This is a genomic window from Sorangium sp. So ce128, from assembly GCF_051525245.1.
Taxonomy (GTDB): Bacteria; Myxococcota_A; Polyangia; order Polyangiales; family Polyangiaceae; genus Sorangium; species Sorangium cellulosum_B.
Window position 1 is genome coordinate 2,677,834 of the sequence record NZ_CP150313.1, and the last position, 13,494, is coordinate 2,691,327.

A 13,494-nucleotide genomic window follows, 5' to 3' on the forward strand; every position below is an offset into this window, starting at 1 on the left:
CTGTTCCATCACGCCTCCACCCCGTACTTGTCCAGCCACTGTTTCAGGCGCTGGTAGCTCCTGAAGCCGATGAGCGCCGCCGCGCGCGTCTTGTTGTGGTTCGCTTCCTTCATGGCCCGCTCCAGGTAGTGCCGGACGACGTGGGCGATGGTCTCCTCGAGGCTGAAGCCGTCGCCGAGCGGCTGGCCCAGCACCGCGTCCCGCGGCGTGTCTTCGCGGACGAACAGCGCCTCGCGGACCTCGACGACATCGATCACCGGCCCGTGCGCCCAGACGAAGGCGCGCCAGAGGGTCCCCTCGAGCTCCCGGACGTTCCCCGGCCAGGGGTGACGGAGCAGGTGGTTCCTTGCGGCGGGAGAGAGCTTCTTCTGGATGCCTCCGGGGCGCGCCTCGTTGTTGAGGCGGGCGAGGAACTGGTCGGTCAGCAGGCCCACGTCGCCCTCGCGTTCGCGGAGGGGCGGCGTGTGCAGGACCAGGATGGCCAGCCGGTAGAAGAGATCCTCGTGGAATCGACCCTGGCCGACCTCACGCATCAGATCTCTGTTGGTCGCGGCGATGATGCGCACGTCGACGGGGACCTCCTGCCTGCCGCCGACGGGGCGGATCTTCTTCTCCTGGAGGGCGCGGAGCAGCTTCACCTGCGCATCGGGCGGCAGCTCGCCGACCTCGTCGAGGAAGAGCGTCCCGCCGGTCGCGCGCCCGAGGTGCCCCTGGTGGTCGGCGGCGGCGCCCGGGAAGGCGCCCCGGGTGTGCCCGAAGAACTCGGAGTCCACGAGCTCCCGGGGCAGGGCGCCGCAGTTGACGGCCACGAACGGGCCCGCGGCGCGTGGGCTCGCCTGGTGGATGGCGCGGGCGAGGAGCTCCTTTCCGGTCCCGGACTCGCCCTGGATGAGGACGGGCGCCGTGGTGCCGGCGGCCTGCCGCGCGCGGTGGAGCAGCCGCTTCATCGCCTCGCTCCGGTGGACGATGTCCGAGAACCCCGGCTCATCGGGCCGGAAGCCGCCCGAGAGGCGGGCCAGGTCTTCCTCGGTGCGGCGGACCGCGGCGGGGATCAGCTCCGCGGCGAGCTCGAAGGGCACGTCGGCGGTCTGGACGCCGGTCTGGGGCGATGACTCGATGAGCTCCGCCTCGAAGCGCGTCTTCGCGACGAGGATCCAGATGGCCGCCATCGCCGGCGTGCCCGCGCTCAGGTGGAAGGTCCGCTTGGCCCTCTTCCCGTACTGCTCGATCGACCAAGCCACAGCCTCCATGACGGCGCGGTAGATGTCCGCGTGGTGCGTCGGGGTGGAGAGCGTCTCCTGCCGGAGGACGATGCTCGCCTTCGTCTTCTTCCTGAGCCATCGCGTGAAGGGCGCGACCTCCTCTCCTGGATGGTTGTTCAGCAGGACGAGGTGGTCGAACTCGCGCTCGGCGACGGCGTGCGCGATGGGGCCTGCGCCGACCGCGGCGTCGCCCGACGCCGCCCTGAGGTCTGTCTTCCCGATCCATGCGAGGAGAACACGGGCCATCGTGCTCGCCAGCGTAACAAACCTTCTGGTAGCAGAGACATTCTTCTTCTCGCCCCGGTAAGTTTCTCTGCCAGCGCCGCTGCGCGGCTGGCGTGCGGCGACGAGGCGCGTGGCACGGGATATGAGAAGGGACGGAAGAGGGAGGTGAAGAAGGGCGGCGCCTGGACGCGTAAGCCCCTCTCACCGGTTGCGTCCACGTCGAGCTTCACGCCGTCGACGCCCACATCGCCTTCCCCCGGGCGACTCACCCCAGAACACCGGCCGGCGTCGAGCCCGGGTCGCGTGAGCCGAGCCGCACACGCTCAGTAGTGCCGCTCCAGCAGGTACCAGGCGAACGCGCGCACGGCGATCTTCGCCTGGGAATCCGGGACGAGCGGATCGAGCTCCGCCCACGCCAGCTCGACCATGGCGCGCGCGCGCGCCATGCAGCGTTCGTTGGCCCCTGCCGCCTCGACGATCGAGAGGATACGACCCACCTCGTCGCCCTCGGTCGGGCGCACGAGGATCGCACCAGCGAGCGCCGCGCGCTCGGCGCGCGGGAGCGAGCCGAGCGCGTCGAGGATCGGGAGCGTGAGCTTGCCGTGCATCACGTCCTCGCCGCGGGTCTTCAGGTCGCCCGCGAAGCCGCGCAGGTTCAGCACGTCGTCGACGATCTGGAAGGCGAGGCCGAGCGCCTCGAAGAAGCGGCCCACGGCGCCGACCTGCGCGTCCGATCCGCCGCCGAGGATCGCCCCGATCCGCGCCATCGACGCCGGAGGCACCGCGCTCTTCAGGTGATGAATCGAGAGGAGGCGATTCGAGAGCCGCGCCAGCTCGTCGTCGTCGAGCGTCGTCGGGGCGAGGCCGGCGAGATCCAGGGCCTGTCCGGCGTGCCCCGCGCGCATCGCCTCGAAGTAGAGCGCGTAGACGCGCAGCTTGTCGCGATCCGGGATGGCGTCGCGATGGACCGGCGGCTCGCCCAAAAAATAGGCGGCGGTCCCCGCGTTGATCGCCGTCGCGTCGCCGTGCATCAGGTGGCAGGTCGGGCCGCCGCGCCGGACGACGGAGCGATCTTCGGCGTCGTCCACGATGAGCGAGCCCGTATGGATGAGCTCCGGCACCGCCAGCCAGTGACGGAAGCGGCGCGCGTCGCCGCCGACGAGCTCGACGCACGCGAGGATCGCGAACGAGCGCCACGTCTTGCCGCCGCGGTCCAGGATCTCGCGGATGGGCGCGATCAGCTTCGCCTCGAAGGTCGCGCGATCGAAGCCGTCGCGCGGGCGCGCGTGCGAGCCGGTCACGAGCGCTCGCAGGCGGTCCTCCGCGGGGCGCGAGGGGATGGTCTCGGCGAGCACGCGCCGCACCTCGTCGCCCACCGAGCGGAGGAATGCGTCGAGATCCCGGGCGCCGTACCCGCGGAGCTCGACCCAGCCACGCCCGCGGACGGCGGCGCCGCGCAGCGAGCCGACGGCGACCACCTGCCCTTCCCAGAACGACGGTTCGGAGAGGATGGTGACGACCTCCTGATCCGCGTGCACCGCTCGGACGCCGATCTCGAGATCGAGCTCCTCGCAGGTGAAGGTCACCTGAACGGGATACTCGACGAAGGTCCGCAAGCTCCGCCATGCGGACTCCACGCGCATCGACACGCGCCGGGAGCGGCGCACGCGCCCCGCCGCGTCGCTCACCACCACCCAGTCCTCGACGAACCCCCCGCGCTCGGCCGGGCGGATCAGATAGATGCTCACGTCGGTGCCGTCCTCGAGCTGGAGCGACGCCCACGTCCACGCGTTCTCGCCGCCGGCGGCCGAGCCCTCCGGGACGAAGCCGAGCTCGTGATCGTACCAGCCGCTCCCGCGCGCCACGGCCTCCTCGCGCCCGGACGCGGCGATCGTCCCGCGGACCGCGCACCTCGGGATGAAGTAATAGAACATCTGCTCCGAGCCCGCGCCGCGGATCACCCCGTCATCGCCCTGCCGTGCAGGGGGCTTTTCGGGGTGGAAGACGAGATCGACGCGGAGATCCGTCTGGTCGTCGCGCAGCGTCAGCTCGTAGTCGCCGTCGGCTCGTCTCTTGAAGCTGTCGGCGCCATAAGACAAGGAGAGCGAGCCGTCGTCCACGCGCGCGGCGCCGTCGATGCGGCGCGTCGGCAGAGGGACGGCGCCGCGCGCGAGGATTTCGCGCAGCGCCCGGCGACTCCGCTCGTCGAGCGACCTCGCTTGATCGACCTTCAGGAGCGCGAGCTCGCGAGTGGCGTCGTCGACGCGGACCGTGGCGGCGTACCCTCCGTCTTCTCCCGTCAGGGCCCAGGTCACGAAGTGCGCGTGCCGCGAATCCGCGACGCGGTGCCGGAAGAACGCCGCGAAGACGCCGAGGCGACGGCCGCCCTCCGTCTCCAGATAGGAGTTCACGTACCACCACTCGAGATCCGATGAGACGTGGGGCCGGTCGTGCACGTCGAGATCGATGGGCCCGGGAGCAGGCCAGTCCGCGGGCCGCGCGATCGGTCTCGGGTTCGTCGTCATGAATGCACACTCCTCCTCTCCGCGCGGGCGCGCGCGGCCGACTCCCCCCAACTCTCCGGTGATCCGGGCCTATCGAGCACCCCGCCACGCGCTCAGCCCTTCGAGGGCGAAGCAGAGCGGGAGCGTCGGATTCCGGCCGTACGCGACGTGCGGGAACAGCACGGTGTAACAGCTGTCGTCGACCCAGCGGCCGTCGGCCTCCTGGTGATCCACGAGGAAGCTCGCCGCGCGATCGAGCTCCGGCGTTCGCGGGAGACCGACGGCGAGGAGCCCGCGAAGGACGTTGCCTGTGAGCGTGGGCATCGACGGGCCGCGGCCCGCCTCGGCGGGATCCGCGTAGCTCGCGATGTCCTCTCCCCAGCCGCCGTCCGCGTTCTGTCGCGACAGCGCGAACTGGACGGCGCGCGCGACCCACGGCGCGCGGTGATCGATCCCCACGGCGCCGAGCCCGGCGAGGACGTACGCCGTACCCGCGAGGTAGTTGCAGGCCCACCGCCCCCAGAACGCGCCGAGCTCCGGCACCTGGTGGCTTCGCAGGAACGCGATGGCCCGCGCGACGGGCGGGCTCGTCGCGTCGTGGCCAAGCGCGCCGAGGGCGCGGAGCACGCGCCCTGTGATGTCGGCGTTCGAGGGATCGCCCGCCTCGGCCTGCAGCATCCATGCGCGGCGCAGCGCGCGGCCGACCGGCGTGCGCGGGCGCAGCGACGCGGGGAGCGACGCGGGATCGATGTAGAGCGGGCCGGGCGGCGCTGCCGGGCGGCCGGTCGAGAACGAGCCCCACCCGCCGTCGGGGTTCTGCATGGCCACGAGCCACGCCTCGCCTGCGTGGATGACGTCTCCGAACATCTGGCGTGGTGACGCGAGCGCGAGCGCGGCGAGCACCTCTGCCGTGCTGTCGAGATCGGGATTGCGCCCGTTGCCTCGCTGGTACGCCCAACCGCCCGTCCTGGGCGCGCCGCGCGGAGGTGTCTGCCAGTCCGTGGGCCCGGGCTGCGTCGCGCGCCCGCGCACCAGGAAGCCGATCGCCGAGGTGATCGCGGGGTGCGACGCCGGAATACCGCTCTTCACGAGCGCGTGGACGAGCTGCGCCGTATCCCAGTGATCACTGAGGAACGGGCTCACCTCGAGCCCCGCCTCGGTCCTCCGCTTGAGCTGATCGCAGTAGGCGAGCGCGCCGCGGATTCGCTGGTCGTCTCGCGGGACGCCGAAGCCCGCGAGGACGATGGCCGCCGTGAGCGTGGCTGGGCCCACGCCCATGAGCCCAAACGATGGATCTTGCCTCTTCGTGAAGTACTCGATTGCGCTCCTCCGCCCGCGCGCTCGGATCGGGTGCCCCTTCGCCTCGCCAGGGCCGTGGTGCAAGAGGTCGAAGACCGCCGTCGCCAGGTGGATCCACACGAGCGTGTTCACACCGAGGGCCTTGGCCAGCAAACGCTCGCTGCCGGGCAACAAGCGAAACGCGAGGCCGGGATCGGGGAGCGTGTCTGCGGGGATCACGCCCGCGAGCGCCAGGGTGATGCGCGCCGAGAGGCTCGCCCGGCCAAAGCCGCCTTTGGAGGTGATGAACGAGCGCGCGCGGCTCAACGCGGGATCCGCCGGATCGACGCCGGCCGCGTGCATCCCCGCGTACCACATGCACGTCGCGTCGAGCTGGCCCGCGCGCGCTCTGGGCCAGGGCGGCACGGAGCCGTCGTCGCGCTGCTCGGCGCGGAGGCGCTTCACGCCGAGCGCGGCGTCCTCCTCGTCGAGCGCGCCGAGCCAGCGCTCGTGCACGAGGGCGACGCTCGTGAAGACGACGCCCGCGTCGTTGAAACCCTGCCAGGCCCCGTCGGTCCGCTGCTGTTCGAGGACCGCGCGGGCGCCGCGGAGGAGGACCTGATCCACGGAATCGGCGAGCGTCGTCCGAGGGAGGGAGAGCGTCGTCATATCCATCCGGGAGAAGGAAATCCAAACGTTTCGGAGACGTCAAGCCCCAATCGCGGGACCTGCTCCGGGTTGGCAGGACGAACAGGCGTTTGCGGGACTGCGCCGGGACCTCGCCCCCGCTGCGGCTCGGGCGCAGTGCCGCAAACGCCTGTTCGTTGGAGCTTGATTCTGGCTCCACGCTCGCGACTCCGAGACTCCAATGATTCAGGCATCTTACACGCACACTGAGCCCTCTCGATCCCGGACCTCGAACATCCAGGCGCTCGCCCGCGCCGGGCGATCTCGGTAGAATCGCCTCCGTGGCTCAACCCGGCGAAGGGCTCGTGCCCCTGGTTCCCTCGGCCCTCCTCTCGAGCCGCTGGTCGCGGGATAACCTCATCACCCCCGATCCGTCTCGCCTCTACACCGGGCCCTTCTCGGTACGCGTCGGCGTCGAGCAGCTGCAGGAGCAGGTCGACGCGCTGACCTCGGTGCTCGGAGACTTCGAGGTGGAGGAGGCGAACCTCGGTGTCCTGTCCTGGAACGTCCGCGGCCGGGATCGGCGCGGCCCCGTCCACCTGGTCCTGCCGCTCGGCATCGACCAGGCGGGCGTCGGCGGACGCAGCAAGGCGCGCGTGCCTCAGGCCTGCTTCGAGCACGCGCGCACCTTTACCGAGCGCCGGCTGGATCGCTATCTCCTGGCTCCGGACCAGCTCGTCGAAGCCCGGGGCGCCGGGGCGGGGGCCTGTTTTCGGCTGCCGAGCGGCTATCTCCCTCTGACCTTCGGCCTGGGTCGCGCCCGAGTCGACGTCATCAGCGAGGACGGTGCCTGGGGGATCAGCCTCGGGGCACGCTCGACTCGAGAGATCCTCGTCGAGCTCTGCGCGGCCATGGCTTACCATTACGACCTCGAGAGCGGGACGATGATCGCCGACGTCGTGATCAACGACGGCGACTTCCTGTTGAAGCGGGATCGCGACGGGAGCTTCGCGCTCCGCTGGACGACGGCGCGCACCCTGGAGAGCGGCGTCGGCCCCGAGCGGTTCTTGCTCTATCTCATGCAGCTCATGGCGTACGAGGACTGGGAGGTCGACGGCGATCTGCTCGGGCTCCCCGTTCCGCTCACCGATCCCGAGGCGGCGTTCGCAGGCTTCACGCGGGGCAGGAGCCTGCGTTGCTTGGACCTCGGCGAGGATCCCGCGCGCGGCGTCGCGCAGGCTCAGGCGCTCCTCGATTCCTTTGCACGTTCTCGAGAAGGCAGGGCCTATCGCCCCTGGGTCGAGCGCTACCGCGATCCCCATTCCTCACCGGCCTTGGCGTCCGATGATCCGCGGCGACCCTGGTGGAACCTGGTCGAGCTGCGACAACGCCGCGACCGATTGCGGCTCGAGCGCGGCGAGGAAGCTGCCGCGCCGCTCAGCACCCTCATCGAACGTTTGCTCGGGGTGGTCGGCGTCCCCGAGCCCGCGGACGCCGGCACGGCGCCCTCGGTCAACGACGTCGATCGCAGGGAGGTGCTCGACCTGCTCGAGAGCGCTGGCGTCAGGGCCGATGCGCGCGCGTCCGCTGCCGACACCTGGTTCGAGCGCTGGCCCTACCGGAGTCGCGCCGAGCTCGAAGCGCGCCTGACGTGCCTCGCCGCCTTGCCGCCGAGCCGGCTTCTGTGCCCAGGCGTCGCGCCCGCCGAGGAGGAGGGCACGCTCGCCTCTCTCGATCGCTGGCCCCGCGCTCGCCCCGCCCGCGAGCTGGCCAATCCAGAGCTCTTCGGAGGACGGCGCCTGGCGCCGGACGCACTCGCCACGGCCGTGTCGCTCCTGCCCAGCTTCGAGGCCTTCATGGACGACGCCCTCCACGACCCGCGCTGGGGCTACTACGCCAACCGCGTCGTCATCGGACAAGAAGGTCACTTCTCGACCCATCCCGAGAACCTGACGCCGCACTATGGCCGCTGGGTGGCCGCCTGGGCCTTCGAGGTGTGGAGAGAGCTTTGCGTGAGCGGCAAGCTGCGGCGGGATGAGCCCTTCTCGCTCGTCGAGTTCGGCGCGGGCAACGGACGCCTTGCCCGCGACGTCCTGGATGCGGTCCGGAGCCTGAGCGGATCGAGCGACGACTGGCGTCGCTTCAGGGAGGTCCTCGCTTATCGCATCTACGAGATCTCGGATCCCCTGCGCAAGAAGCAGCAGGCTCTGCTCGGCGCCGACGCCCGCGTGCTCGAGGGAGACGCGCGGGCGCCGGCAGACTGCCTGCGCCGCGACTTCCCTGACGGACTCGTGGGGCTCGTCGTCACCAACGAGCTGCCGGACGCCTTCGGAGTCCACAAGGTCCGTCTCTCGGCCAGCGGGGACGCCGAGGCGGTCCTGGTCGTCCCGCGCATCGAGTCACGGCTCCTCGAAGTGCTCCGCCCAGAGCTCCGGGGCGCCTGCCGCCAGGCCGACGCGCGTCTCCGTCAGCTGATCGGCGAGAGCCGCCACGGCGGTGAGCTCCTGCTCGATCGGAGCTGTCTGGGAGATCTGATGGCCGCGCTCTACCAGCTCCCCGCGGGCCAGCGTGAACCGCTGATCGACCAGGTCTGGTTCGACGAGGTGCTCGTGCCGGCCGCCAGCTTCGGCTCGCTCGCGGAGGTCCTGCAGCGTGGCGCGTCCGAAATGGCTCGGGCCCTGGCGGCCGAGCCGTCCGGGGTCATCACCTATGTGAACGTTCACGCGACCCGCTTCATCGGCGAGCTCGCCAGGGTCCTGCGCCTGGGCCAGGTCCTCACCATCGATTACGGCGACGCGACCTGGGGCCTGATCCAGGGGGCCAGGCAGGGCCAGTTTCCTTTCCGGATCTACTGCGATGAAGGGAGCTATCTTCCGCGCCCCAACACCCCGTACTCGCGTCCGGGCGCGCAGGACCTGACGGCCGACGTCAACTTCACCGATCTCTCGCTGGCGGCTCGCGAGGCCGGGCTCGAGCACGTCTACTTCGGTCCTGAACGCGCGATCGCCGGCCGCGAGTTTCCTCGGGTCCTCGCGTCCACCGATCAGCGCCCGTTCGCCGAGCTCGTGGGGAATTCGGTCTTCAAGCTGCTCGTCGTGGGACGCGGCGCGTCCTACTTCCCGGCGCTGCCAGGGCTCGAGCCGCTCCCGCTCCTCACGCACGCGCCCGATGCGAGGCTCGACAGACCGAGATCGATCACCGGTGCGCGTCTGTCCCTGGTTCTTCACCCTCGCTGACAAAATTTAGCGATATCTGGCGCGGCAAACGTGCTCTGTCGAGCGCCGGGGCGCAACGGACGCGCGAGGGCGGGCTCCGCTCGTCTACGGTGCGTGGATGAGAATCTTGACCTGGTTGACTCTGGGGCTCCTGTGCGCGGCGTGTGGTGATAACGGCGATCCGTCCGGCCCGGGAGGAGGCGGAGCCGGGGGCGCCGCCGCGGCGACCGCGGGCAGCGGCGGCGGTGCGGGCGGCGGCGGCGATGCCGCCGGCACCGGCGGCGGCGGCGCGGGGGCCGGGGGCGACGTGACCGGTGGAGGGGCGGGCGTCGGCGTCGATCTCGCCGCGCCTGACGCCATCTTCCTCCACCCGGCGGGGGAGACGACCAATATGGTGTTTCACATCGCGATCGCCGGAGCCGACGACGGCGGCGCCTACGTGAGCGGCGAGGGGTTCGGCGAGATCAAGCTGGGCGACCAGACGATCACCAAGCTGGGAGCGTTCCTCGTCCGCCTCGATCCCGAGGGCGATCTCCTCTGGTCGGCGCCCATCGTCACGGCGCAGCAATCCTCGGCGACGGCCGTGACCGTCGACCGAGCGGGCCATGTGCTCATCGCGGGCGAGCTCTATGGCGAGGTCACGATCGGGGGCACGAAGCTGTCCGGCGCGACGGATGATCCCGACGCCATGGTGGCCAAGCTCGACGCCGACGGCAGCGTGCTCTGGGCGAAACGCTTCGCCTCCACGGCCGCGGATCGCTGCTTTGCGATCGCGACCGACGCCACGGGCAATGTGTACGTGGGTGGCTATGTCGACGACGACATCGACTTTGGCGACGGCCTCCTGGCGGTGGATGGCGAGTCCCCGTTCCTCCTGAAGCTCACGCCGGACGGCGACGTCGCCTGGGCCAAGGTGTTCAACAACCCCGGCGGCGCCGGCAGCGCCGTGGCCGGCATCGCCGTCCACGAGGGCGGCGACGTGTCGATCACGGGCTACGCCGACGGGGCGCTGACCATCGACGGCACAGCGCTGTCGCTGCCTGCTGGCTCGACGATGATGGGCTTCGTCGCCCGCTTCTCGAGCGCGGGGGAGGCCCGGTTCGCGCTGCGCTTCGGCGGGCCGGTGTTCGACATGGGCAACGAGATCGCCGTCGGTGAGGGCACGTTCCTCGCCGGCACGGTGAGCGGCGAGAGCGATGTGCTCGGGACGACGGTGGACGCGGACCTCGAGGGCGCGCCGTTCGTCGCGAAGCTCACGGAGAGCGGGACGGCCGAGTGGGTGATCACGCCGGAGCCGAGCGGCACGATGTACGGCCTCGCGCCCGACATGGCCGGCGGCGTCTACGCGGCGGGTCGCTACGACGATCTCGTCACCTTCGACTACACCCCGTTCGCGCTGCGCGCGAGCGCGTCCTCGGAGGTCGCGGCGCTCCAGCGCTACGCGTCGAGCGCCGGCTCCTCCGAGGGCATGGCGCTCACCTCCGGCGGTACGCTCTGGGTCGCCGGCACCTTCTACGGTTCCATCGACGTCGGCTCGGGCCCCGTCGCGTCGCCGAGCACGAGCGGATTCGTCTTCCGCATCCCGGCGCGCAAGTAAAAGAAGCCGGCTCGCCGCGCGATGCGCGAGCCGGTATCGGTCGCGGACAGTAGGTGCCGGGCTCGGCGAGCACGAGGGGGGGACATCATGGCTGTGGCCATGTCGTGGACCAAGAGGGCGCTTGTGGCTACCGTGTGTCGTCGGCCGGGATATCGATGGTTCCGACGAAGACGATTGACGCCCACCACCCGAAGATCCGGATGCGCGAATTCCGCACGTCCGGATCTGTGGGGGGCCGGGGGGTAGTCGACCCCCGCCTACCCGACTAGGGGATTTCGGGCTCGGTGTGCCTTCGCCACTCGTCCCGTGCGCTTGAGTAGGCGGTCCGGGCGGCGAGCTCGCGCTCCACGCCGGTGATGGCGGGCATCTTGCGATGGCACAGCTCCCCGGGAAGGGTGATCTCCACCTGAGTTCGTGCTTCACGCAGCGTGCCGGGCCATCCGCCGGCGGCGGGGCGGCCTTCTCGATGGAGGTCTTGACGCCAACGCCTGGCCCACGCCTGGCCCAGCGCGTTTGCGCTCTGCTCGATGAATCGTTGCCGCACGGCCGCCAGCGCCGAGCCGTTCTGGTCGGTTGCTGGCTCTGACGGGGCGCGCTCGGCGCCCTGGCTCGGCGCTGCGCGCTTCACTCGGTGACCGCAGGCTGAGGCCCCGGGACGATCCCTGCGATGTCCGGATCCTCTCCCGGCGTCCCGCTGACGGCGGAGCCCTTTCCCGTGCGGCGCGCGAGACGGTTCGCGTCTTTCTCGCGCTGCTTCTCTTGCCTTTCGCGTTCCTTTTGCCGCTTCAATGCTCCCTGTCTCTGCATGCCGAACCGGCCTTTCGGCGCCTCCGGGCGCGTTCTTCAGCACCTCATGGTGCGTCCTGAAAGCGCAGGCGTGGCGGCGCACGAGCGCCGCCGCGCCGCGCCCGTGATCAGTACCGGTCGCGACCGCCGCCGCCGAAGCCGCGCGCCGGACGCTCCTGCGCTTCGTTGACCTTCAGCGCGCGGCCATCGAGCATGGCGCCGTTCAGCTGCGAGATGGCGCTGTTCACGGCCTGGGCCGTGCCCATGGTCACGAACGCGAAGCCGCGCGGCTGCCCCGTCTCGCGGTCGGTCGGCATCGCGATCTCACGGACCTCGCCGGCCGCGGCGAACGCGGACTCGAGGGTCTCGCGGGTGGTGTTGAACGAAAGATTTCCTACGTAGAGACGATTTCCCATGCCATCCTGCTCTTTTACGGCCTTCTGGTGCGCTCTGCGGCGGACCCGGCCTGCCATCCGACGAAGCCGTGACGGATCGAACGGAGACGTGCGGCGCGGAACTCCCGCGCGATCACACGGTGCGTCGTCCAGTCGTCCGAGCGAGCTGCAATCTCCCTCACGGGCGAGGGAAGAGGGAAAGCGTCGTTATAGAGGGCCAGGGACGATCGTGAGGGGGGCATCCTAGCCCGGTGCCTCGCCGTCCGCAAGCGCGCCGTTCGGTCTTCCGTCGCTGAGCGTGCCGCCGACCCCAGGCGGCCGGCGAACAACGAGGTTGCATCGGGGCGAAATGGCCCATGTCCGCGATCTCCGTGCACCTCGGCCCCGGACCCTGCGGGGGCCCGCCGTGAGCGATGGTGGTGATCATCGAGTCGGCTCCTGAAGCGGACCCGAACGCACATGTCAGGCTGCGCCGTGACACCGTCCACCTCTGGAGCCTCGAGGCGAGCCTCGACCGCCGGCCTCACCGGTCGTGCGCGACCCGGTAGCTCCCCGGGATCACCGCCGGCGGCGGCCCGTCGTACAGCGTCGCCGTGCGCCGCTCCTCCTTGCGGACGCGGTACTCGAACACGCAGCGGAGGGAGAAGAAAACCCGCCCTTCCCCCGCGACGATCCCTATCTGATCGAGGTGCATGGGAAAGACAACCTCCCGCTCCTCGAGCTGCACGTGGATGTGCATCCGCAGGTCGGGCATCGCGAACGCGAGATCCCCGCCGCGCAGGCCGTGCGTGAGCCGGATCCCGTCGCCCGGCCTCGGCTCGCCGCCTGCCTCGATCATCATGCCCGGGTGCCCCATGTTGAAGAACGTGGGGAGGATGTCCCTGTGCCCCACCTTGAATTCGGGCGCCCTGTCGGGCGTGAGCCGGCTCGGGTCCGGCGCGGCAGCGCTCGTCGCGGCCTTCACGCGGAGCGCGCCCTCGCTCGGGTAGTAACCCAGGCCGACGGGATCGGGGGCGTCGCCGAACGAGCGGAGCAGCCGGTTCGGGTCCTCGAGGTTGGGCAGCGGCTTCCCGAGCGCGCTCTTCGCGTCGAGGTAGAACCCTCGCCCCGCCGGGTTGGGCGTGAAGGGCATGTCGAGCCCGTAGTCGGTGGGGCAGGTCCCGCCGAAGGCGCGCCCGTAGTCGAGCTCCATCGAGACGAACGCCTCCGGCTCGCTCGGGACCAGGGCGCCGCCGGCCCCGGGCACCCAGGAGCGATCGCCGAAGACGGTGATCCGCCGCCGGAAGGTCCGGCCCACCTCGAGCTCGACGTCGAGGCGCGGCCTCGCCGCGCCGCCGGGCTGGCGCACCTTCCCGCCGAGCAGCACGTCGATCCCGCCCATGTAGAACGGCTTGTCCCCCGGCATCTTGCCGAGCGCCGTCGCGACGGGCTCGCCCGAGATCGGCCACGGCTCGTCGGGCGTGGCGACGAGCGCGCCGCCGGCGACCCGGAAGGTGGGCCGCGCGATCGCGCAGCCCAGCATGTGGTCGTCGCTGCGCGCCGACGCCGTCCTGAGGAGCACCGCCGGGTGCCTTGTCTCGTTGCGAAGCTTCACGGATCGAGCCC

General features: G+C 70.9%; 8 protein-coding genes. 2 read left to right on the forward strand and 6 right to left on the reverse strand.

Annotation, left to right across the window (positions count from 1 at the left end; genetic code table 11):
* Positions 1-8: 8 nt before the first annotated feature.
* From WME82_RS10450 to WME82_RS10460, 3 genes are all read right to left on the reverse strand, one after another.
* Positions 9-1,508: a sigma-54 interaction domain-containing protein gene (locus WME82_RS10450; protein WP_438042696.1), complete on the reverse strand. Its 1,500-nt coding sequence runs from the start codon at positions 1,506-1,508 to the stop codon at positions 9-11.
* Between the two features lie 302 nt (positions 1,509-1,810).
* Positions 1,811-4,012: a polyprenyl synthetase family protein gene (locus WME82_RS10455; protein WP_438042697.1), complete on the reverse strand. Its 2,202-nt coding sequence runs from the start codon at positions 4,010-4,012 to the stop codon at positions 1,811-1,813.
* A gap of 69 nt (positions 4,013-4,081) precedes the next feature.
* The gene (locus WME82_RS10460; protein ID WP_438042698.1) at positions 4,082-5,944 is read right to left on the reverse strand and encodes a hypothetical protein; all 1,863 of its coding nucleotides are present in this window, start codon (positions 5,942-5,944) and stop codon (positions 4,082-4,084) included.
* A gap of 293 nt (positions 5,945-6,237) precedes the next feature.
* On the opposite strand from WME82_RS10460, the gene WME82_RS10465 reads away from it, so the two are divergent.
* On the forward strand, positions 6,238-9,132 hold the full coding sequence (locus WME82_RS10465; protein WP_438042699.1) for an SAM-dependent methyltransferase: 2,895 nt from the start codon (positions 6,238-6,240) through the stop codon (positions 9,130-9,132).
* Positions 9,133-9,238: 106 nt separating this feature from the next.
* Positions 9,239-10,708, forward strand: coding sequence for a hypothetical protein (locus WME82_RS10470; protein WP_438042700.1), 1,470 nt, complete (start codon positions 9,239-9,241; stop codon positions 10,706-10,708).
* A gap of 624 nt (positions 10,709-11,332) precedes the next feature.
* Here WME82_RS10470 and WME82_RS10475 read toward each other — a convergent pair.
* From WME82_RS10475 to WME82_RS10485, 3 genes are all read right to left on the reverse strand, one after another.
* A complete protein-coding gene (locus WME82_RS10475) occupies positions 11,333-11,515 on the reverse strand; it encodes a hypothetical protein (RefSeq protein ID WP_437328622.1) in 183 nt (60 codons plus the stop codon).
* Between the two features lie 107 nt (positions 11,516-11,622).
* Positions 11,623-11,910 carry an RNA recognition motif domain-containing protein gene (locus tag WME82_RS10480; RefSeq protein ID WP_438042701.1) on the reverse strand — a complete coding sequence of 96 codons (288 nt, stop codon included), beginning with the start codon at positions 11,908-11,910 and terminating at the stop codon, positions 11,623-11,625.
* A 502-nt stretch (positions 11,911-12,412) separates the two neighbouring features.
* Positions 12,413-13,483 carry a DUF2169 domain-containing protein gene (locus WME82_RS10485; protein WP_438042702.1) on the reverse strand — a complete coding sequence of 357 codons (1,071 nt, stop codon included), beginning with the start codon at positions 13,481-13,483 and terminating at the stop codon, positions 12,413-12,415.
* Positions 13,484-13,494: the final 11 nt, after the last annotated feature.

Bases quoted from the DNA above. Each gene is read 5' to 3' on its own strand.
- WME82_RS10475 (WP_437328622.1), bottom strand. From the start codon at position 11,515: ATGCAGAGACAGGGAGCATTGAAGCGGCAAAAGGAACGCGAAAGGCAA.
- WME82_RS10450 (WP_438042696.1), bottom strand. From the start codon at position 1,508: ATGGCCCGTGTTCTCCTCGCATGGATCGGGAAGACAGACCTCAGGGCG.
- WME82_RS10480 (WP_438042701.1), bottom strand. From the start codon at position 11,910: ATGGGAAATCGTCTCTACGTAGGAAATCTTTCGTTCAACACCACCCGC.
- WME82_RS10455 (WP_438042697.1), bottom strand. From the start codon at position 4,012: ATGACGACGAACCCGAGACCGATCGCGCGGCCCGCGGACTGGCCTGCT.
- WME82_RS10460 (WP_438042698.1), bottom strand. From the start codon at position 5,944: ATGGATATGACGACGCTCTCCCTCCCTCGGACGACGCTCGCCGATTCC.